Source organism: Chitinophaga ginsengisoli, from assembly GCF_003014595.1.
GTDB lineage: Bacteria > Bacteroidota > Bacteroidia > Chitinophagales > Chitinophagaceae > Chitinophaga > Chitinophaga ginsengisoli.
The window spans coordinates 199,606-220,529 of sequence record NZ_PYGK01000010.1 but is presented as its reverse complement, the minus strand read 5'-3'; the positions used below and the strand labels follow the sequence as shown (position 1 = coordinate 220,529).

At 47.9% G+C, this 20,924-nt stretch carries 18 protein-coding genes; 16 read left to right on the top strand and 2 right to left on the bottom strand.

Going from position 1 to position 20,924, the window contains the following annotated elements; all coding sequences use genetic code 11:
• The first annotated feature begins 337 nt into the window (after positions 1-337).
• A complete protein-coding gene (gene galK / locus CLV42_RS22680; RefSeq protein ID WP_106604204.1) occupies positions 338-1,504 on the top strand; it encodes a galactokinase in 1,167 nt (388 codons plus the stop codon).
• 78 nt (positions 1,505-1,582) lie between these two features.
• Positions 1,583-2,650 (top strand): UDP-glucose--hexose-1-phosphate uridylyltransferase, encoded by a 1,068-nt coding sequence (locus CLV42_RS22675; RefSeq protein ID WP_106604203.1) that lies wholly within the window; start codon positions 1,583-1,585, stop codon positions 2,648-2,650.
• A gap of 112 nt (positions 2,651-2,762) precedes the next feature.
• On the opposite strand, the gene CLV42_RS22670 is transcribed toward CLV42_RS22675, so the two are convergent.
• Positions 2,763-4,811 carry a TonB-dependent receptor gene (locus CLV42_RS22670; protein WP_106604202.1) on the bottom strand — a complete coding sequence of 683 codons (2,049 nt, stop codon included), beginning with the start codon at positions 4,809-4,811 and terminating at the stop codon, positions 2,763-2,765.
• Between the two features lie 93 nt (positions 4,812-4,904).
• The gene (locus CLV42_RS33995; protein ID WP_170117610.1) at positions 4,905-5,075 is read right to left on the bottom strand and encodes a hypothetical protein; all 171 of its coding nucleotides are present in this window, start codon (positions 5,073-5,075) and stop codon (positions 4,905-4,907) included.
• 596 nt (positions 5,076-5,671) lie between these two features.
• Here CLV42_RS33995 and CLV42_RS22665 point away from each other — a divergent pair.
• From CLV42_RS22665 to CLV42_RS22600, 14 genes are all read left to right on the top strand, one after another.
• Positions 5,672-6,517 carry an energy transducer TonB gene (locus CLV42_RS22665; protein WP_106604201.1) on the top strand — a complete coding sequence of 282 codons (846 nt, stop codon included), beginning with the start codon at positions 5,672-5,674 and terminating at the stop codon, positions 6,515-6,517.
• Positions 6,518-6,724: 207 nt separating this feature from the next.
• Positions 6,725-9,304 carry a phosphoenolpyruvate carboxylase gene (locus CLV42_RS22660; RefSeq protein WP_106604200.1) on the top strand — a complete coding sequence of 860 codons (2,580 nt, stop codon included), beginning with the start codon at positions 6,725-6,727 and terminating at the stop codon, positions 9,302-9,304.
• Positions 9,305-9,474: 170 nt separating this feature from the next.
• Entirely contained in the window at positions 9,475-9,777 is a 303-nt protein-coding gene (gene ureA, locus CLV42_RS22655; RefSeq protein ID WP_089809655.1) for an urease subunit gamma, read from the top strand.
• Between the two features lie 34 nt (positions 9,778-9,811).
• A complete protein-coding gene (ureB, locus tag CLV42_RS22650; RefSeq protein WP_245901720.1) occupies positions 9,812-10,189 on the top strand; it encodes an urease subunit beta in 378 nt (125 codons plus the stop codon).
• Complete coding sequence (ureC, locus tag CLV42_RS22645; RefSeq protein WP_106604199.1) at positions 10,186-11,907, top strand: urease subunit alpha; 1,722 nt, start codon at positions 10,186-10,188, stop codon at positions 11,905-11,907. Before ureB ends, ureC begins: the two co-directional genes overlap by 4 nt.
• A gap of 8 nt (positions 11,908-11,915) precedes the next feature.
• Positions 11,916-12,419, top strand: a complete 504-nt coding sequence (gene ureE / locus CLV42_RS22640) for an urease accessory protein UreE (protein WP_106604198.1) — start codon at positions 11,916-11,918, stop codon at positions 12,417-12,419.
• Between the two features lie 6 nt (positions 12,420-12,425).
• Positions 12,426-13,112: an urease accessory protein UreF gene (locus CLV42_RS22635; RefSeq protein ID WP_211303516.1), complete on the top strand. Its 687-nt coding sequence runs from the start codon at positions 12,426-12,428 to the stop codon at positions 13,110-13,112.
• A gap of 55 nt (positions 13,113-13,167) precedes the next feature.
• Entirely contained in the window at positions 13,168-13,806 is a 639-nt protein-coding gene (gene ureG / locus CLV42_RS22630; protein ID WP_170117609.1) for an urease accessory protein UreG, read from the top strand.
• On the top strand, positions 13,749-14,585 hold the full coding sequence (locus CLV42_RS22625) for an urease accessory protein UreD (RefSeq protein ID WP_106604195.1): 837 nt from the start codon (positions 13,749-13,751) through the stop codon (positions 14,583-14,585). The genes ureG and CLV42_RS22625 overlap by 58 nt, the downstream gene beginning before the upstream one ends.
• Positions 14,586-14,597: 12 nt before the next feature.
• Positions 14,598-15,299 (top strand): urease accessory protein UreH domain-containing protein, encoded by a 702-nt coding sequence (locus tag CLV42_RS22620; protein ID WP_106604194.1) that lies wholly within the window; start codon positions 14,598-14,600, stop codon positions 15,297-15,299.
• A 178-nt stretch (positions 15,300-15,477) separates the two neighbouring features.
• Positions 15,478-16,890, top strand: coding sequence for an NADP-dependent phosphogluconate dehydrogenase (gene gndA / locus CLV42_RS22615; protein ID WP_106604193.1), 1,413 nt, complete (start codon positions 15,478-15,480; stop codon positions 16,888-16,890).
• Positions 16,891-16,948: 58 nt separating this feature from the next.
• Positions 16,949-18,454 (top strand): glucose-6-phosphate dehydrogenase, encoded by a 1,506-nt coding sequence (gene zwf, locus CLV42_RS22610; RefSeq protein WP_106604192.1) that lies wholly within the window; start codon positions 16,949-16,951, stop codon positions 18,452-18,454.
• Between the two features lie 5 nt (positions 18,455-18,459).
• A complete protein-coding gene (gene pgl, locus CLV42_RS22605) occupies positions 18,460-19,185 on the top strand; it encodes a 6-phosphogluconolactonase (RefSeq protein WP_106604191.1) in 726 nt (241 codons plus the stop codon).
• Positions 19,186-19,445: 260 nt separating this feature from the next.
• A complete protein-coding gene (locus CLV42_RS22600; RefSeq protein ID WP_106604190.1) occupies positions 19,446-20,894 on the top strand; it encodes an alpha-L-fucosidase in 1,449 nt (482 codons plus the stop codon).
• Positions 20,895-20,924: the final 30 nt, after the last annotated feature.

The window sequence follows — 20,924 nt, the reverse complement described above, 5'->3', positions numbered from 1 at the left end:
TCGTTTACGTAAATCATTTAACTTTGAGAATTATTCCACATAAATAGAATTCCATGAGTATATCCACGGTTAGATTTTAATGTCAACAGGGTTTCCTCATTAACATACGGTTTACAGATGAAACAGTACATCAGCCGACAATAGAGCGCCTGCATCATATGGCCGTCAGCTGATCTGTATGGAATAAATGACCGCATCCGGGGTAAAAGAACCGGCGGCGTTAATGACGTTTTCCGAAAGGATGGGATACCATCCAGTGAAGAAGAGGTCACATTGATTCAGTCTTTGAGGGGAGCGCAATCTCCCATTAGCATATCAACAATTAAAAAAATACACAGTGGAGCAAGCTAAATTAAACGCCTTTTCCCAGCAGCATTTTGACCAGGAACCAATTATGGTAAGAGCGGCAGGGCGTATTAACCTGATCGGAGAGCATACCGACTATAATAACGGGTTTGTATTGCCCGCAGCCATAGATAAAGCCATTTACCTGGCTATTGTAAAACGTAATGACAGCAAGATCGTCTTACATGCACTGGATGTAAATGACCGTTATGAAGGCGCACTGGATAGCCTGGTACATTCTGCCAAGCAGTGGCCTGACTATCTGTTGGGTGTAGTGCAGCAGCTGCAACAGGCTGGGCATATCATTGGTGGTTTTGAATGTGCTTTCTGTGGTAATGTGCCCTTGGGTGCAGGCCTTTCATCCTCTGCTGCGCTGGAATGCGCCACTATTTATGCGCTGAATGAGCTCTTCGGACTGGAAATAGGCCGCAAGGATATGACGTTGCTGGCACAGGCTGCAGAGAACCATTTTGTAGGTGTGCGTTGTGGTATCATGGACCAGTTTGCGAGCATGTTCGGTAAAAAACAACAGCTGATCAAACTGGATTGCGCTTCACTGGACTATGAATATATTCCTTTCAACTTTGACGATGTGAGCCTGGTACTGCTGGATACACAGGTAAAACACTCCCTGGCATCTTCAGAGTATAATACCCGCCGCGAAGAATGTGAAACAGGTGTGGCATTGATCAAAAAACATCATCCGCATGTGAATAGCCTCCGTGATGCCAATATGGATATGCTGGATGCTTATGTGAAAGGACATGATGCGACCGTTTATAACCGCTGCCGCTATGTGGTGGAAGAAATACAGCGTCTGCAGGATGCATGTGAAGATCTGCAGCGTAATGACCTGCAGGCTTTCGGTCAGAAAGTCTTCGCTACACATGAGGGGCTGGACAAGCTGTATAATGTGAGCTGTCCTGAACTGAACTGGCTGGCAGAATTTGCAGCTGGTCAGCAGGGAGTGCTGGGCGCCCGTATGATGGGAGGCGGCTTTGGTGGTTGTACTATCAATATCGTGAAGAAGTCTGCTGTACCGGCATTGCTGGAAAAAGCAGCTGCAGGTTATGAGCAGCAGTTCAAAACTCCGCTGAAGGCATATGTGACCAGTATTGAAGATGGATGCCGTACCGTTAATAATCTTGTAAACAACTAAGTGATGATATTAAAGGACTGATCCTATACCATATTCAGGATCAGTCCTTCATTATGTTCTGATAAATGTTCTGAGAGAATGTCTGAAAATACCTTTGATCTTACAGCTCACCCTCATACCCGTTTAAATATTCTGACAGGAGAATGGGTATTGGTATCTCCACACCGCTCTAAACGTCCGTGGCAGGGGAAGGTGGAATCACCTGCGCTGGTACAACGTCCATCCTATGTGGAAGATTGTTATTTATGTCCGGGCAATACCCGTGCTGATGGAACTAAGAATCCTGCATATACCGGACCTATTGCCTTTACAAATGATTTCTCTGCGCTATTAGCTGATACGCCAAAGGGCGTTGTGAGTGAAGATGACTTGCTGGTAGCCCGTTCACAGAAAGGTATCTGCCGTGTGATCTGTTTTAGCCCGCGTCATGACCTTACATTACCAGAAATGGAACTGCCGGACATCCGGAAGGTAGTAGACCTCTGGCATACCGAGCTGGAATCGCTGGCAGCAGTACCTTTCATTAAGTATATACAGATCTTCGAAAATAAAGGAGAGATCATGGGGTGCAGTAATCCGCATCCCCATGGACAGATATGGGCGTCTGAAGATGTGCCGATGGAGATAGAAAAAGAAACACGCCAGCAACGTAATTATTATCAGCAGCATGGCCGCAGCCTGCTGTCTGCATACCTGGAGAAGGAACTGAAGCAGGAAGAGCGTATTATCGCACAGAATGAACATTTTGTGGCGCTGGTACCTTTCTGGGCAGTATGGCCTTATGAGGCAATGATCATCAGTCGCCGTCATGTACAGCACCTCTTACAGTTTACGCCTGCTGAACGTGATGGACTGGCAGCAATCCTGAAAGAGCTGACCACCAAATACGACAATCTGTTTGAAACATCATTTCCTTATTCGGCAGGTATGCACCAGATGCCTTTTAATGATGGCGAGAGCCATCCTGAATGGCACTGGCATATGCACTTTTATCCGCCATTACTGCGTTCTGCAACCGTGAAGAAGTTTATGGTGGGATATGAGATGCTGGCGCACCCTCAAAGGGATATTACACCAGAATACGCTGCCGGACGCTTGAGAGAGCTGCCGGTAGTGCATTATAAGAAAGCAGGGGTACCTGCATAGACTTGTTTTTTGTTTATTCTTTTTTTGAACCAAAATGTGCAGGGGCCGCTTTTTAGCAGCCCCTTATTTTATTCATGCATTTAAACGAGATGGTTATTATCGGGTAATCGTATTATAAGGTTAGCCGCAGGCCCCCGTAATAATTCCTGCCGGGTGCCGGATTGTAATACCTGGCGCCTACGGCATTCAGGTCATTCCCAAGGCTATAGCGCTGGTTTAACAGGTTGTCGGCGCCCGCATAAACGGCCAGCCATGTATTGATGCCCCAATTGACTTTTGCCTGTACCAGGTGGTATTCCTTTGCAAAAGCGGTATTGGCGTCATCCAGCGGTAAGCGGTCGGTATAGGTATACTGACCATACAGCGACACCCGTGCAGGGAATTCCATGAGCAGGGATGCAGTGGCGACATTTTTCGGAACACCTGTTAATGCATTGCCAGAAAAGTTCTTGCCTGCACTGATATAATCGCTGAAGAGGAAATGACTGTAGGTGTAACTTCCCATGAGTTGTATACCGCGGGTAAAACCCTGATGCCTGGGCGACTGTAACCAGGCAGACCCCTGAAATTCCACCCCCGTCTGATGCGTACCGCCAGCATTGGTGAAGAACTCTGTGCCATCATCATGCAGCTTGCGGACGATGGCATCCTGCAGCTTATAATAGAAAACAGCCGCATCCGCCTGAAAACGGTTATTCCGGCTATTGAACCGAAGACCTGTTTCATAGTTCCAGCCGGTTTCTGCCTGCAGGGCGGTGTTGATGATATTGTCGGAAGCACGTACCTCGGCGATGGAAGGAGGGGAATAGCCCCTGCTTACCGTAGCGCGTGCTGAGAGGTCGGGTGTGATCAGGTAGGAGAGGGAGAAGCGGGGCATTAATTCCGCGCTGAATTTCTTTTTACCGTTTACGCCTGCTGCCACATCATTGAAGTGATAACGGTAATAGTTCACGCTGACTGCCGCTTCGGCCACCCATTGTTTACCGGGGCGTAAGGTTACACCGGTGAAATAGAAGTATTGCCTGGCTGTAATGTCGCTGGCGGCCTGTATGGTGTCTCTTACGCCGGCTCTGTTGCCATAGTTATCGATGTTGGAGCCTGTCTGTTGCCATTCCAGTCCTGTGGTCCAATCCAGCCGCATATTGCTGTTGCCCAGTGGCTGGTCCTGCAGGGCGATATAAGTACGGGCACCGAAGGTATTCTCGTCCCGGGCTTCGAAGTTGGTAATAAATGGATTTTCGAAGTGGGTATTGCTGCCGAATACGGTGATCACATGCTGCCAATGCGTGGCGAGCTGTGAGGTATGTACCAGTCCGCCGAAAGCTGTTTTGTTCCGGATACCCGCCTTTTGGGTGATGGCGCCGGGTAATGTGGCAGTAGCAGGACGCGCTCCTTTCGGATTGGCGGCTGCCTGTGCGGCCGTCAGTCCACCGGGAGTACGATAATCGAGGTCGCTGTAAAATGCGATCAGTTTAAGCTGGTTGTGCGGATTATATTGCCATTCCTGCGCTGTCTGCACATAATACCTCTTCATGGCACTGTTATCCCTGTAGCCGTCAGCGTGGTGAACGGCTTCATAGATATGCAGTTTATAATTGCCCCACTGCTGCTGCCAGCCCAATTGCTCACGGAACAGCCCATAACTGCCACCCTGTATATCTGCCTTCAAATGACTGCTGTCAGGTAATGTGCCTGCCGGATGGAGTAATACTACACCACCTGAGTTGGCGCCGAACTGGCTGCCATCTGGCCCTTTTAATATTTCAATACCCTGAAAGCTTCCCGGGTCAGTAAGATTGAGGTAGGAGTTGCCACCGGCATCCGTTAGCGGGATCTCATCCAGGTACAGTTTTACATTCCGGATACCAAAGGGAGAGCGTAACAGGCTGCCTCTTAAAGACAGGCGGTAGCTGCCGGGAGAACGTTCTTCCATGCGTACGCCCGGTACGGTGTTCAATGCTGGTAATAATGTAAGGCCCTGTTGCAGTTGTAACTGGCGGGCAGTAAGTACAGTACTGCTGGTAGGCACCTGGAGCAGGGTGAATTGTTTGCCGGGGTATGCCTGTATCACTACTTCGCGGAGACGACGGGTAGTGTCAGATGATGATTGTGCATGAGTGGCCAGCGGTAGTATACTAAGGGCCAGTAGAATTTTTTTCATCAGATAAGTGTCTTCTGTTATTTCAAATCTACTTGTATTTTCCTTATCCGACGGGCGAATTAGGATCACTGGTATTGCATGCTGCAGATACTGTTATTTCCTTATAACGTTATGCGCGCTTATAGCACTTGCTTCTGCAATGAAGATGATCTGCCCAACATTGTTGATATTAGTTTTTTCCTGTGTGATAATCAGCCATTTGCTGCGTGCAGGAATGCTGTCTGGAAAAAAAGTATGTCCGTGAATTTGGAAATATGATTTCATGCTGTATATTTGTCTACAGATTCAGTAGACTAATAAGATTTACCACCACCGGAGAAAAGCGCTGAGTATTCTCCTTGTTTTGTCCCACCTGCAAAACAATATTATCGGCAACGTAAAAATCAAAAACTGATTATTATATGCATCAGCATAAGGGAATATTAATATGTAGTAAGATAGGTGTAGTGGTAAATATTGATCATACCCGATCCTGTAGTGCAGCTGTTGTAAACGGCTGTTGCTGATCACAAAAGATATTGTTTGCTATAAGCTGTAAATAAAATGCCCGGTCAGGCTAGCGGGGAAGGTGTGTTGCAGATTTATTGGTGGTAAATTATAATGTAATATACCTCCCGCGCCCCCTGGCATGACCTCCTTACCTTTTTATCTGCCAACTTGATTTATTACAACATTGCTATACCTGCGTGATGATGACGATTATGTCATCATCAAAAGATAGTGAATACTTCCTTTAGCAAATAGGTGATCCCGATCCGGATTTCAATCTGGGCTGGTAATATTAATACTCCTCTTAAAGTTTTTTAAAATCTCTTATGGAAAAATAATGACGTCGCATCTATATTGTAAATGTTTATCCCATGAATGCAACGAACATTATTAAATCAGACTTTCTCGACATTCTTTTTGATGGTCGGAATAAAGACTACGGTGCCTATGACTTACGTAGAAGTGAAGACAGGCGTGTACGCAACGCCATTATTGGTACAACTTCCATCGCATTGGTCATCATCGGTGGATATGTACTCAGTAATAAATTGATGGCTGCGGACATGCATACACGAAAAGATGTAGCTGTGAAAGAAACGATCTTAAAAAAGCTTGAGATGCCAGAGGAGAAACCGTTAACCCCACCACCTCCTCCGGTAACAACACCACCACCGCCGGCCACTTCATCCATTAGATTGACGCCACCTGTTATTACCGAAGACGAACTTGTACGCACAGAAGATGAAGTGCCGAAGTTAGATAGTATTGGTAATAAAAGTATTGGTGTTGCTAATATTAAGGGGGACGATATAAATGGTGTTGTTGACAATCCGTTTGCAGGTGATGGTACTCCAGGCAACCCCATTGTAGAACCGCCCAAAGTGGCTGAAAGAGAAGAGATAGTTGGCTGGGTAGAAATCATGCCGCAATTTCCCGGAGGTGAAGAAGCGTTATCAAGATTTCTGCAGAAAAATATAAAGTATCCGCATATGGCGCAGGAAAATGGCATTGAGGGAAAGGTGTTTGTTCAGTTTGTGGTAAATCATGAAGGCAAGATCAGTGAAGTACAGACAGTAGGCGCTCAGAAGGGCGGCGGACTGGAAGAAGAGGCTATGCGCGTGGTGAAATTAATGCCAAACTGGAAGCCAGGCAGGCAAAACGGTCAATCTGTTAACGTAAGATATAACCTGCCTATAGGTTTCAAATTGGACAACTAAATGCTGATTTCTTTTTACCAGATCATATTACTCAATTAACAGATTCATTCTTTCAACACTCTCAAACTGAGGGGGGACTTGCAAAAGGCCGTGGCAGATAGCTACGGCCTTACTTTTTTCAGGAACTTTCCATTCTACTTTGTAACTATTTTATATTATTTTTAGCTCCCGGTTGGCAAAGGCTCTTTTAAATTACGAAATTTAGTTATGGAAGCACCGGTTAATAATACCCTGCAGTTATTCAAGAACCTGGTTGGTACCAAGTTCCAGTTATACAATAGTCTTTTCACGGCATTGCCTTTTCATAAGGTAGAAAGAACCGGCGTATTTCTGTCTTTATTCCTGATCCATTGTGAAGAAGGATATGAGAAGGAAAAGAGTCCCCAGGAAATTCTCAACTCTTATTTTCAGCAATACACATCATGTAGTAATGAACAGCAGAAGTTGGACCTCATGTTCCGCTTTGTGCAGTATGCCGAAAGACAGGTAGTGTTGTTTGACGCATTGGAAGATGCGGCTTTCCGCAATATTCACGACATGTATGGTACCGGCTCTCTGAGTCACCTGCAGTCCGAGATCATTGCAGAGCAGGCAGAAGAAAAGCTGGCTAAGAAGCTACAGGACTTTTCAGTGAGACTGGTATTAACAGCACACCCTACCCAGTTCTACCCGGGTAATGTACTCACCATCATCAATGACCTGTCAAGGGCGCTGATCAATGATAATACCGCGCACGTAAACTCTTACCTGCAGCAGTTAGGTAAAACGCCATTCTTCAAAAAGGAAAAGCCGACACCATACGACGAGGCTATCAGCCTGTTATGGTTCCTGGAGAATACGTTCTATCCCGCTGCCGGACGTATTATAGCTAAACTAAAAGCACAGTTCCCTTCAGCTATCAATAGCAGTAATCCGGTGATCAGAATGGGCTTCTGGCCTGGTGGTGACCGCGATGGTAATCCTTTCGTGAACGCCGACATTACATTGCGGGTGGCGGAAGCGCTGCGTGGCGGCATCCTCAAGTGTTATTACCTGGATGTACGCAAACTGAAACGCCGCCTCACCTTTAAAGGGATTGAACAGGAACTGGCCGCACTTGAACAGCAGTTGTATAATAACCTGTTCATTCCTGGCCATAAGACGAATATTTCTCAGAAAGATATCCTTGATACACTGGCACGTATCCGCATCGTGCTCATTGAAGAGAACAATGGACTCTTCCTGAACCTGCTCGATGACCTGGTAAGCCGGGTAGAGCTGTTCGGACTGTTCTTTGCCACATTGGATATCAGGCAGGACAGTTCAGTACACGGGCCACTGCTGGATGCAGTGGCAGCTAATTCTGATCTGCTGCCATCCAACTATGCATCACTCTCCGATGAAGAGAAAATAAACAGCCTGCTGAATATAAGAGGGGCATTGAATCCGGATGCGCTGAAAGATCCGCTGCATAAGGATACCCTTGCTACTATCGCGGCTGTGAAAGAAATACAGCAGAACAATGGTGAGTTTGGCTGTCATCGCTATATCATTAGCCACAGTATGAATGCGCTGAACGTAATAGAAGTGTATGGCCTGTTCCTGCTGGCTGGCTGGCAGAAGGAAACCATGAGCGTTGACATTGTACCGTTGTTTGAAACAATAGACGATCTCCGTCAGGCGGGTAATGTGATGCGTGAACTGTATGACAATGCCGCATATAGAGAGCACCTGCGTCAGCGTTCCAACAAACAGACCATCATGCTGGGTTTCTCTGATGGTACCAAAGATGGTGGTTACCTGATGGCCAACTGGAGCATTCACAAAGCTAAACAGGAGCTGACGCGCGTTTCCAGGGAATATGATATAGATGTTGTCTTCTTCGATGGCCGTGGAGGTCCTCCTGCAAGAGGTGGTGGTAAAACGCACCAGTTCTATGCATCCATGGGACGCGATATTGCCAATGAAGAAATTCAGCTGACCATACAGGGGCAGACCATCAGTTCCAACTTCGGAACGGTTGACTCTGCACAGTTCAACATAGAACAACTGGTACATGCAGGTATCGCCAATGAGATCTTCTCTTCCCGTGAGGTGACCCTTACAGATGAAGAAGATGCATTGCTGCAGGAGCTGGCAGATGAAGGCTTCAAGTCGTTCAATAAACTGAAGTTACATCCTGACTTCCTGGACTACCTGGACTTTGCAAGTCCGCTGCGCTACTATGCAGAAACCAATATCGGCAGCCGCCCGTCCAAAAGGAATGCAGCCGCTAAACTGAACCTCAATGACCTGCGTGCAGTACCTTATGTGGGTGCATGGAGTCAGCTGAAACAGAATGTACCTGGTTACTATGGCGTAGGTGCTGCACTGGAGGCGATGGATAAAGCAGGTAAATGGGATGCTGTGCAGAAACTGTATAAAAATTCACTGTTCTTCCGCACATTGCTGGACAACTGCCAGATGGCGATGAAGAAGAGTTATTTCCCGCTCACCGCTGCCTATGGCAAACATCCCCGTTTTGCAGAGGTGTGGAATATGATACATGACGAATACCAATGTACGCGTAAATACATACTGCGCCTGGTAGGACAGACAGAGTTGATGGGAGAATCGCCTGTAGACCAGTTGTCTATCCAGATGCGTGAGCGTATCGTACTGCCACTGCTAACCATTCAGCAGGGAGCACTGGTCCGTATCCGTGAGCTCAATGAAGCAGGCAATGGCGATGGGCTGAAGGAGACGTATGAAAAACTGGTCGTACGTTGCTCGTTTGGTATTATTAATGCCGGCAGGAATTCTGCTTAATACGATTATTTATACTTGTTATACAAACGCTCAATGCATTCCGCATTGAGCGTTTTTCTTTCTGCTTTTTTTGCGTAAATTAACACATGGGAAGAACACACTTAATGTCATTAACCCATTCCCTGCAATAAGCTGTCAGGAGCTATAAGACACATTTAAACCAGAATATTATGCATTTAACGGCAAGGGAAACTGAAAAACTATTGTTATATCTGGCGGGAGAACTTGCTGAGAAGAGAAAGGCCAGAGGACTCAAACTCAATTATCCGGAAGCTATAGCCCTGATCAGCAGTCGCTTACAGGAAGCTGCCAGAGATGGACAGACAGTTGCGCAACTGATGCAGTATGGCGCTACTATCCTGACCCGTGAAGATGTGATGGAGGGTATCCCGGAAATGATCGATGAGATCCAAATAGAAGCTACTTTTCCGGATGGTTCCAAACTTGTAACGGTACATCATCCAATCAGATAACAACGCTTATCAACCAAGATCTAAATCCTCTTCAATGATGATCCCAGGTGAATATTTTATTGTTCCCGGCGTAATTGACGCTAACCAGGGCCGGGCTGTCGCACAGGTAAAGGTGGTCAACACAGGAGACAGACCTGTGCAGATCGGTTCCCATTGTCACTTTTTTGAGGTGAACCGTATGCTGTCCTTTGATAGGGAAGCCGCCTTTGGCATGCGCCTGAATATTGCAGCCGGCACCGCGGTGCGTTTTGAACCCGGAGAAGAAAAGACTGTCACACTGGTGACGTTGGGCGGTAACCGGAAAGCCTTTGGTATGAATAACCTCGTGAATGGTACTACTGTGGGGGATGATGCCCGCCATAAAGCCATGGAACAGGTAAAAGCACAACAATTTAAACACCAGCCGGAATGAGTCTTCAGATAAACCGCGACCGCTATGCGGCGATGTATGGTCCTACCACAGGCGATAGAGTACGTTTGGGAGATACAGGCATTATTATCGAAATAGAACATGATCATACCGTATATGGCGATGAAGCCAAATTTGGCGGTGGTAAGACCATCCGCGATGGCATGTCGCAGTCTTCTACTGCTACCCGCGACCAGGGTGTATTGGATATGGTCATCACCAGTGTGATGATCATTGACCACTGGGGAATTGTAAAAGCGGATATCGGTATCAAAGACGGGAAGATCGTGAAGATAGGGAAGGCCGGTAATCCTGATACCATGGACGGCGTAGATCCTGGTATGATCATTGGCGCCAGTACAGAAGTACATGGCGGCGCTGGATTGATAGCTACCGCCGGTGGTATTGACACGCATATCCATTTTATCAGTCCACAGCAGATCACCCATGCTTTACATAGTGGTATTACCACGATGATCGGTGGTGGTACTGGTCCTGCTGATGGTACCAATGCCACGACTGTCACACCTGGTAAATGGTTCATACGTAAAATGCTGCAGGCCGCAGACGCTTTTCCTATGAACCTGGGATTTCTCGGTAAAGGGAACTGCGCTACGGAAGCACCTCTCTGGGAACAGATAGAAGCCGGTGCCCTGGGGCTGAAGATCCATGAGGACTGGGGCGCTTCTCCCGCTGTTATCGATGCCTCCCTGAAGGCGGCAGATAAATACGATGTACAGGTAGCTATCCACACAGATACGCTGAATGAATCAGGCTTCCTGGAAGATACGATTAAGGCGATTGATGGTCGTGTGATCCATACCTATCATACAGAAGGCGCTGGCGGTGGCCATGCGCCCGATATTATCAAGGCGGCCATGTACCCGAATATCCTGCCTTCATCTACGAATCCTACAAGACCATATACCGTCAATACTATCGATGAACACCTGGACATGCTGATGGTATGTCATCACCTGGATAAAAGCGTACCGGAGGATGTGGCTTTCGCTGACTCGCGCATTCGCCCCGAGACAATTGCTGCGGAGGATATCCTGCATGACATGGGCGTATTCAGTATGATGAGTTCCGATTCACAGGCGATGGGCCGCGTAGGGGAAGTGATCATCCGCACCTGGCAAACGGCGGATAAGATGAAGAAGCAGCGGGGAGCTCTGGCAGAAGATCAGGGTAAAAACAATGATAATTTCAGGGCCAAACGGTATGTAGCCAAATACACGATCAATCCTGCCATCACACATGGCATAGCCACACATGTCGGATCGCTGGAGCCGGGTAAACTGGCAGATATTGTGCTGTGGAAGCCAGCCCTGTTTGGCGCTAAACCGGAAATGATCATCAAAGGAGGAATGATCATCTGTAGCCGTATGGGCGATCCGAATGCCTCTATTCCCACGCCGCAGCCTGTTATGTACCGGGAGATGTTCGGTGCCTTTGGTGGCGCCCTGCATAAGACCTGTGTGACCTTCGTATCACAGGCGGCAGCCGGGAAAAATATTGCACAGGAATATGGTCTGCAAAAGACAATACTGCCTGTGAAGAACTGCCGGAATATCGGCAAGAAGGATATGGTACATAACAACAGTACACCGGAAATAAAGGTCAACCCGGAGACATATGAAGTAAGCATAGACGGGCAGGTACTGACCTGTGAACCGGCGGCGGTGTTGCCACTGGCGCAACGGTATTTCCTGTTTTAATTATAGTTATGATCATTATAGAAAAGATAGAAGGCAACGTCGTAAACGGTTCCGCTGCACAAAGGGTCATAGACCCTTTGTTGCTGGAATGGTTTGAAACGGGCAAGCGCTTGTTGCGCCGGCATACACAAGGTGGGCAGGAAGTGGCGCTACGTTTTATGCGGGAAGCGCCTATGTTACAACAGGGAGATATTGTGTGGATGGACGATAAAAAGGCCATCGCGATCGACATTATTCCTGCAGCGGCGATTGTTCTGCAACCAGTTACCATGAAGGATATGGCGACTGTTTGTTATGAGATCGGGAATAAACATCTGCCATTATTCCTGGAAGGAAATGAAGTGCTGGTGCCATACGAGGAGCCGTTGTTCCGTTGGCTGGAAGCCAAAGGACACCATCCTATGAAGGAACAGCGCAGGCTCACCAATATGCTGCGGAGCAATATTATACCACATGAACATGGCAGCTCAGGATCGCTATTCAGTAAGATCATGCAGCTCGCGTCCAAATAAACCATCATGTACAACTGGCTACCATACCTGTTACACCTGAGTGATCCTACACTGCCGATAGGGGCGTATACGCATTCCGGCGGACTGGAAACCTATGTACAGCACGGACTCATAAAAGACGCGGGGGATGCAGCTGCATTTATCAGGAATATGCTGATGCAAAACCTGCCATATAACGATGCACTTTTTGCCGTACTGGCATATCGCGCGGCGGAAGCTGGAGATGTACAGCAACTGGTGCAACTAGACCAGGAATGCACGGCACTGAAAGCGCCACAGGAATTGAGAACGGCCAGTCAGAAGCTGGGCCTGCGCCTGCTGAAGTTGTTCTCTCCGATGGTGGAACATACTACCGGTAATGCTTATATGGCGTACATAAAATCAGGTGAGGCCGCCGGGCATTACTGTCTGGTATTCGGAATGTATGCCTGTCTATCAGGCATACCATTATCAGAAGCCATCACCGCCTTCTATTACAATGCCGCTACCGGTATGGTGACCAATAGCGTAAAGCTGGTGCCGCTAGGGCAGCAGCAGGGACAGCAGATCCTGTTTGCACTGTTGCCGGAGCTACCTGCATTGGTCGAACAGACGTTTAACATACCACGGGAACTGGCGGGGCGTTGCAGCGTGGGATTTGATATCAGGAGTATGCAGCACGAAAGACTGTATTCGAGATTATATATGTCTTAGGGCATATGCCGTATGACCGGTACCGTATGAATTGATTTATGTAAACAGAATGAACATGCAATTGCGTACATACATAAAGATAGGTGTTGCCGGCCCTGTAGGCGCCGGTAAAACAGCGCTGATAGAAAGGCTGTCCCGGCGGCTGCATGAGCAGTATAGCCTGGCGGTGATCACCAATGATATCTATACAAAAGAAGATGCTGAATTCCTGGTGAAGAACAGCTTATTGCCTGCGGAGAGGATCATTGGAGTGGAGACAGGTGGCTGTCCGCATACAGCCATACGTGAAGATGCCAGTATGAACCTGGAAGCCGTGGAAGAAATAGCAACCAGGTTTCCGGATGTGGAGATCATCTTTATTGAAAGCGGCGGCGATAATCTGTCTGCCACTTTCAGCCCGGATCTGGCTGATCTGACCATCTTCGTGATTGACGTAGCAGAGGGCGATAAGATCCCCCGCAAGGGAGGACCGGGCATTACCCGTTCGGACCTGCTGGTCATCAACAAAATTGACCTGGCACCTTATGTGGGAGCCAGTCTTGAAGTGATGGAACGGGACGCCCGTAAGATGCGTCAGGGTAGACCATTCGTGTTTACTAACCTGATGACGCAAGAGGGATTGGACACCGTTATAGGATGGATCAGGAAGTACGCATTACTGGAAATGGTGGAGGAGCCTGCCTTGCTGCAATGAAGAGTGAACTGCAAATAAAAGCGGCTGTCAGGGGCCCCCGTACTTACCTGCAACACTGCTATTATACAAAGCCTTTTAAAGTGGCTGATATCAGTGGCAGCAGGGCCGGTATGTTACATCTGACCATGATGACGGCTTCGCCGGGTATATTGGACGGGGATGCATATGATATCCGGGTTGTGGTACAAGAAGATGCAGCATTACATCTGTACACGCAATCCTATCAGCGCATCTTTAACATGCAGCATGGCGCACGGCAACGTTTTCATGTGGAGATGGAACGTGGCAGCAGTTTATGCTATCTGCCGCATCCCGCGGTGCCACATGAGCAATCGGTGTTTGACAGTGCCAGTCGTATTGAGCTGGGGGAAGATTGCCGCTTACTGTGGGGCGAGATCATTACCTGTGGTCGAAAACTGAACGGAGAAGTGTTTCAGTGCAAACGTTTTCAAAATATACTGGAAGTGTACAGGAATGGCAGGTTGTTGTTTAAGGATGTAACGGTATTACAACCAGGTATGGTACCACCGGCAAATATGGGCCAATGGGAAGAATATACACACCAGGCCTCCCTGCTGTGGTATGATGAAAGGCAGGATATGACCGCGATGGGAGAGGTGTTGCACGAGTGTTTATCCGCAGAAACAAATATTACTGCCGGTGTATCACGCACGGCCTCGGGAGCATTGCTTCTGCGTGTGCTGGGACAGGGAGGAGAACAGCTGTACGAGCTATTCAAAAAGGTAGCGCTGCTGGCCGGGGAGGAACGAAAACTATAAACTTTACCGGATATGAATACGGAACTGCAGGTATTGTTGCTGACAGCCGTCACAATAAGTTGTCTGCATACATTGACGGGGCCCGATCACTACATCCCGTTCATTGCCCTGAGCAGGGTGAGAGGCTGGACTGCCGGTAAAACGGTGGTCTGGACATTGCTGTGTGGCATCGCGCATGTGGGTAGTTCCGTATTATTAGGCCTGCTGGGCATAGGTCTGGGCTGGTCTTTGTCAAAGATCAGCGGTTTGGAAGGCTTGCGGGGAGGGCTGGCGGGATGGGCTTTGCTCACCTTTGGTCTGCTGTATACGGTATGGGGTCTGAAACGGGCCTGGAGCAACAAGGTGCATAAGCATTTCGATGTGTATGATAACGGGGATGTTTACGTGTATGAACATAAACACGGGGGGATTGTTTATCCTCAGGACAGGACGAAGGTCACACCCTGGATTATGCTGCTCATTTTCGGGCTGGGGCCCTGTGAGCCATTGATCCCTCTGTTGACCTACCCGGCGGCACAACATTCTACCTATGGTATGGTGATGCTGATCGGGGCTTTTACACTGTTCACGCTGCTTACAATGACGGCCATGGTCATGTTGGGGTATTATGGCTTTTCCGTATTGAGAACCAGTAGTTTGGAGCGGTATGCACATGCCCTGGGAGGGTTCACTATACTGGTATGTGGCATAGGAATGGTATGCCTGGGCTGGTAGATTTAAGGAAAATTTAAGACACGGCCGGAGCTTGCACTTATCGCGGATTTTCATGTATAAACCACGGTAAACGTCATGGGATGTTCAAAGTTTTGTCAGGTCATCTAATAGTAATTGTAATTGGTAATTGATAATTCGTACTTTTACTTCATTCTTTTAGGCACTTACACGATAATTTATGGCACAAAGCGTATTCGATTTTGGCATGATTGGTCTGGGCGTAATGGGGAGAAACCTCTTACTGAACATGGCTGATCATGGTTTTTCCGTTATTGGTTTTGATAAAGATAGTACCAAGACCGGGGCTCTGGAATCGGCTGCTACAGCTGGCACTACTGTAAAGGGAGTGGCAGAACTGGCAACCATGGTACAATTACTGGAGCGTCCGCGTAAGCTGATGATGTTGGTACCAGCCGGTCAGCCGGTGGATGATGTGATCGAATCACTGATCCCCCTGCTGGAAAAAGGTGATGTGGTGATAGACGGTGGTAACTCACATTATACAGATACATTGCGCCGGGTAAAATACCTGCGGGATAAAGGTATTCATTTCATGGGCATCGGCGTATCAGGTGGTGAGAAAGGCGCCCGTACGGGACCAAGCATCATGCCTGGTGGAGATAAAGAAGCTTATGAGAAAGTAAGACCAATGCTGGAAGCAATTTCCGCAAAGGTAAATGGTGAGCCCTGCGTAGCCTACCTGGGTAAGGAAGGTGCGGGTCACTATGTGAAGATGGTACACAATGGTATCGAGTATTCCATTATGCAGCTGATCAGCGAAGCGTATGCGTTGCTGAAACAGGCGGGCCTGGATAACGACCGTTTACATCAGGTATTCAAAACCTGGAATGAAGGCGATCTGCAATCTTTCCTCATAGAGATCACTGCCGATATCTTCCTGCAGAAGGACGATAAGACCAGCGCAAGACTGGTAGACGTGATCTCCGATAAAGCGGGTTCAAAAGGAACCGGTAAATGGACTTCACAGGATGCAATGGAACTGCCTGTTGCCGTTCCGGTAATAGACACCGCTGTAGCCCTCCGCACCCTGTCTGGTTACAAAGATGAGCGTGTGCAGGCAGCTGCTTTATACAAAGCTCCTGACGCAAAACTCAATACACCTGCAGATACCTGGATCAAGCAGGTACACGATGCACTGTACTTTGGTGTGATCATCAGCTATGCACAGGGTCTGGCAATGCTGCATCAGGCATCCAAAGAACTGCAGATGGAAATCCCTTTACCTGAAGCAGTGAAAGTCTGGAGAGGCGGATGTATTATCCGTTCTACCCTCCTGGAAGTATACACTACCGCTTATAAAGCTTCTCCTGAGTTACCAAATATTCTGTTGAACAAGGACGTTGCAGCCCTTGTTGAGAATGCCATCACGAATACACGTGCAGTAGTAGCCCAGGCTGCACAGACAGGTACCGCAGCTGCTGGTATAATGTCTGCACTGGCTTACTTCGACGCTTACCGCACCGAGCGTATGCCAACCAACCTGGTGCAGGCACAGCGCGACTACTTCGGCGCTCATACCTATCAGCGTATAGATGTACCTGGTAGTTTCCATACTGTATGGGGTGAATAAGAATTTTAGAGTGCTTACCCGCTTGCGGTGGGTAAGCACTCATATAAAATATAGAGTTATGCAAAATCATAAACGTCCGCCTGCCTCCATCGTCTTCATCTTCGGTGGCAGCGGCGACTTGAATTACAGAAAACTATCGCCGGCTTTATACAACCTGTTCCTGGATAACTACATGCCGGAGAAATTTGCTATTGCAGGTATCGGCCGTAGTCCCTATGATAATGAAGCTTACCGAGAGCGCCTGCTGGATGGTATCAAGAAATTTTCCCGCCGTAAAGGAGAACAGAACGGTCACTGGAAAGACTTCAACCAGCATGTAAGTTACCTGCAGATGGATGCGGAAGACCAGTCTGCATATGGGGCCATCACCGACTTTGTGAAAGCAAAGGAAGAAGAATGGAACGAACATCCTAACGTGATATTCTACCTGTCTGTAGCGCCTCAGCTGATGCCTGCCATCGCACAGAAACTGGGTAGCCTGAACCTGTGCAGTGATACACGCAGCACCCGCATCGTGATAGAAAAACCATTCGGTCATGACCTGCAGAGCGCTCACGACCTGAATACACTGCTGCAAGGCCTCTTCTCTGAAGATCAGATTTACCGCATTGACCATTACCTGGGTAAAGAAACGGTGCAGAACCTGATCGCCCTGCGTTTTGCCAATGCACTGTTTGAGCCGATATGGAACCGCAATTACATCGATCATATACAGATCACAGCTTCTGAAACTGTGGGACTGGAAGGTCGCGGTGGTTATTACGAAGGCTCCGGTGCATTGCGCGATATGGTACAGAACCACATCCTGCAGGTGATGTGTATGATTGCGATGGAAGCTCCGGTGTCTTTTGATGCGAACGAGATCCGTAACAAGAAAGTGGATGTACTGAACGCTATCCGCAAATTCACTAAAGATAAGATACACGAAAACGCAGTACGCGGACAGTATTCTGCCGGCTGGAGAAAAGGCCAGCAGGTAGTAGGCTACCGTGAAGAAAAAGGAGTGGATAAAGAATCCGCTACTGAAACTTACGCTGCTGTTAAGTTCTATATCGACAACTGGCGCTGGCAGGGCGTACCGTTCTACGTACGTACCGGTAAGAACATGCACCAGAAGGCGACCAACATCACCCTGCAGTTCCGCCAGGCACCGCACTATGCGTTTCCGGCCGAATCAGCAGAAACCTGGCGCCCCAACCGCCTGACCATCAGTATACAGCCGGAAATGGATATCCGTATCCGCTTCCAGGCAAAACGCCCGGGTCAGAGCATGGAACTGGACCCTGTGGAGATGGTCTTTAACTTCGACCGTCAATATGGTGACGACCACGCACCGGAAGCCTACGAAACACTACTGCTGGACGTAATGGAAGGAGACGCTACCCTGTTCATGCGTGCCGACCAGGTAGAAGCTGCATGGAAAGTAGTAATGCCGATACTGGAAACATGGGAATCCCGCACGCCGGTAGATTTCCCTAACTATGCACCTGATTCCTGGGGACCTGAGGATGCAGACGCCCTGATCGCAAGAGATGGTCACGCCTGGATCAACTTACCTAAATAAGAGCAATGGAATTACATATAGCCAAAAACACCCAGGAACTCAGCGAGAACCTGGCCGCATGGATCAGCAATTATATCCAGGAGGTACTGCAGGACCAGCCTATCTTTACGTGGGCCCTCTCCGGAGGAAGCACGCCTAAACAGTTATATACCCTGCTCACAAAAGAGCCGTATAAACTGATCATCCCATGGGAGAGGATTCACTTCTTCTGGGGAGATGAAAGAGCGGTGCCTTTTGAAGATGAACGTAACAACGCCCGCATGGCCTACGATACCCTGCTGAATGTTGTCGGCGTACCTTCAGAGAATATCCATGTAATGCGCACTGATATTGAGCCTGGAGCAGCAGCTGCAGAATATGAAAAGATCCTGCAGAAATATTTCGAAGACAGCGATACTACCTTCGATCTCGTACTCTTAGGTATGGGAGATGACGGACATACCCTGTCCCTCTTCCCCGGTACAGAAGTCGTGCATGAGAAAAAGGCCTGGGTAAAAGCATTCTTCCTGAAAGCACAGGACATGTTCCGTATCACACTCACAGCACCGGTTGTAAATGATGCCGCCTGTGTGATATTCATGGCTACCGGTACCGGTAAGGCCCTGACACTGAAGAGTGTGATAGAAGGCGACTTTAATGCGGAGAAATTCCCTTCTCAGCTGATCCGTCCGCAGGATGGAGAACTGCACTGGTTTGTGGATGAAGCGGCAGCAGGTGCGCTGGAAATGTAAGTATTACTTATTGCAACATATTGCAAAAGCCTCTCTGGTATAACCGGAGAGGCTTTTCTATTTCAGGAGGATAATCAGCGAAAGTTCCGCGAATTGACAAACGTTGTTGTTAATCTGATCACTGAAAGAGATGCTTTGAGGAGATGGGCAGAACACTAATATTATACCGGTCCCTGTGCAGATGCTATTAGGAATTCCTGCCCTGTCATTCTATATTTAAGGGTATTATCAATTCATGGTCTCATCTATCAACTACAGTTATGAAAAAACTCTTCCTTTATGCATGCGCTTTTTTTATAGGGTGCGTGCCGCTTGTTGCACAACAATACACAGCAGACTGGGCATCACTGAACAAACGTGGTATTCCTGCCTGGTTCAATGAAGCTAAGTTTGGCATCTTTATACACTGGGGTGTGTATGCGGTTCCTTCCTTTGCAGTGGTAGGACCTGGTGGTTATTCCGAATGGTACTGGTACCAGCTGGATGGTGCAAAAGATGAGACACACCAGAAAGTACGGGCTTTCCATGATAAGAACTACGGAAAGGATTTCTCCTATCAGCAGTTTGAATCGCAGTTTAACGCATCCTTATTTGATCCCGCCCAATGGGCTGATGTATTCCGCCGTTCAGGCGCTAAATACGTAGTGCTGACCTCCAAACATCACGAAGGCTACTGTCTCTGGGACAACAAACAGGCAGATTCCGTATGGGGCCGCCCCTGGAATGCCGTAACGGGTACGCCTAAAAGAGACCTGCTGGGAGATCTGACCAATGAAGTCAGAAAGGCCGGTCTGAAAATGGGCTACTACTATTCTCTCTACGAGTGGTTCAACCCATTGTGGAAGAAAGACAAGGCCAGCTATGTAAAGAACTTAATGACACCGCAGTTCAAAGACCTCGTAACACGTTATAAACCTTCTGTGATCTTCTCCGATGGTGAATGGGAACAGTCAGATACCGCCTGGCACAGTCCTGAATTACTGGCCTGGTTATTCAATGAATCTCCTGTAAAAGACGAAGTAGTAATAGACGATCGCTGGGGCAGCAACACAAGAGGGCATAACAACGGTGCTACCTATCTTACCTCTGAATATGGTAGTGGTATGCAGCCCGGTGTAATATGGGAAGAAAGTCAGGGTATCGGTAATTCCTATGGGTATAACCGTATGGAAAATGTGAACGATTATAAGAAGAGCAATGACCTGGTCGTATTACTGGTAGATATCGTTTCCCGTGGTGGCAACCTGCTGCTGGACATAGGCCCCACTGCTGACGGTCGTATACCAGTGATCATGCAGCAACGATTGGTAGATATAGGCAGCTGGCTGGAAGTGAACGGAGAAGCGATCTACAATACAAAACCATGGAAAGAAACGCGTCAGTGGAGTGCAGGAAATCGTCCGCAGGTGAAAGAAGCTAGCTTCATGTCAGATTACAATGTGGCAAAGATGGTGAAGCCTTCCAAAGAGCATGCGCATATTGAGATGTTCTTTACAAAGAAGGATGATGCTTTGTATTGTATAGCGACCGGTTATGAACCACAATTACGGATAAAGGATTTCGCACCTGCTAAAAACGCCAAAGCAGTAGTACTGGGCTGTAATAAATCAGTTACATGGCAACAGCAAGGCAAGGATTGTGTAATCAATCTGTCTGGATTACGTCCGGGAGATATTACCAGCAACCTGTTTGTAATAAAGATCAAATAGAGTGGGAAGTACAGTTAAAAATATGAAGCC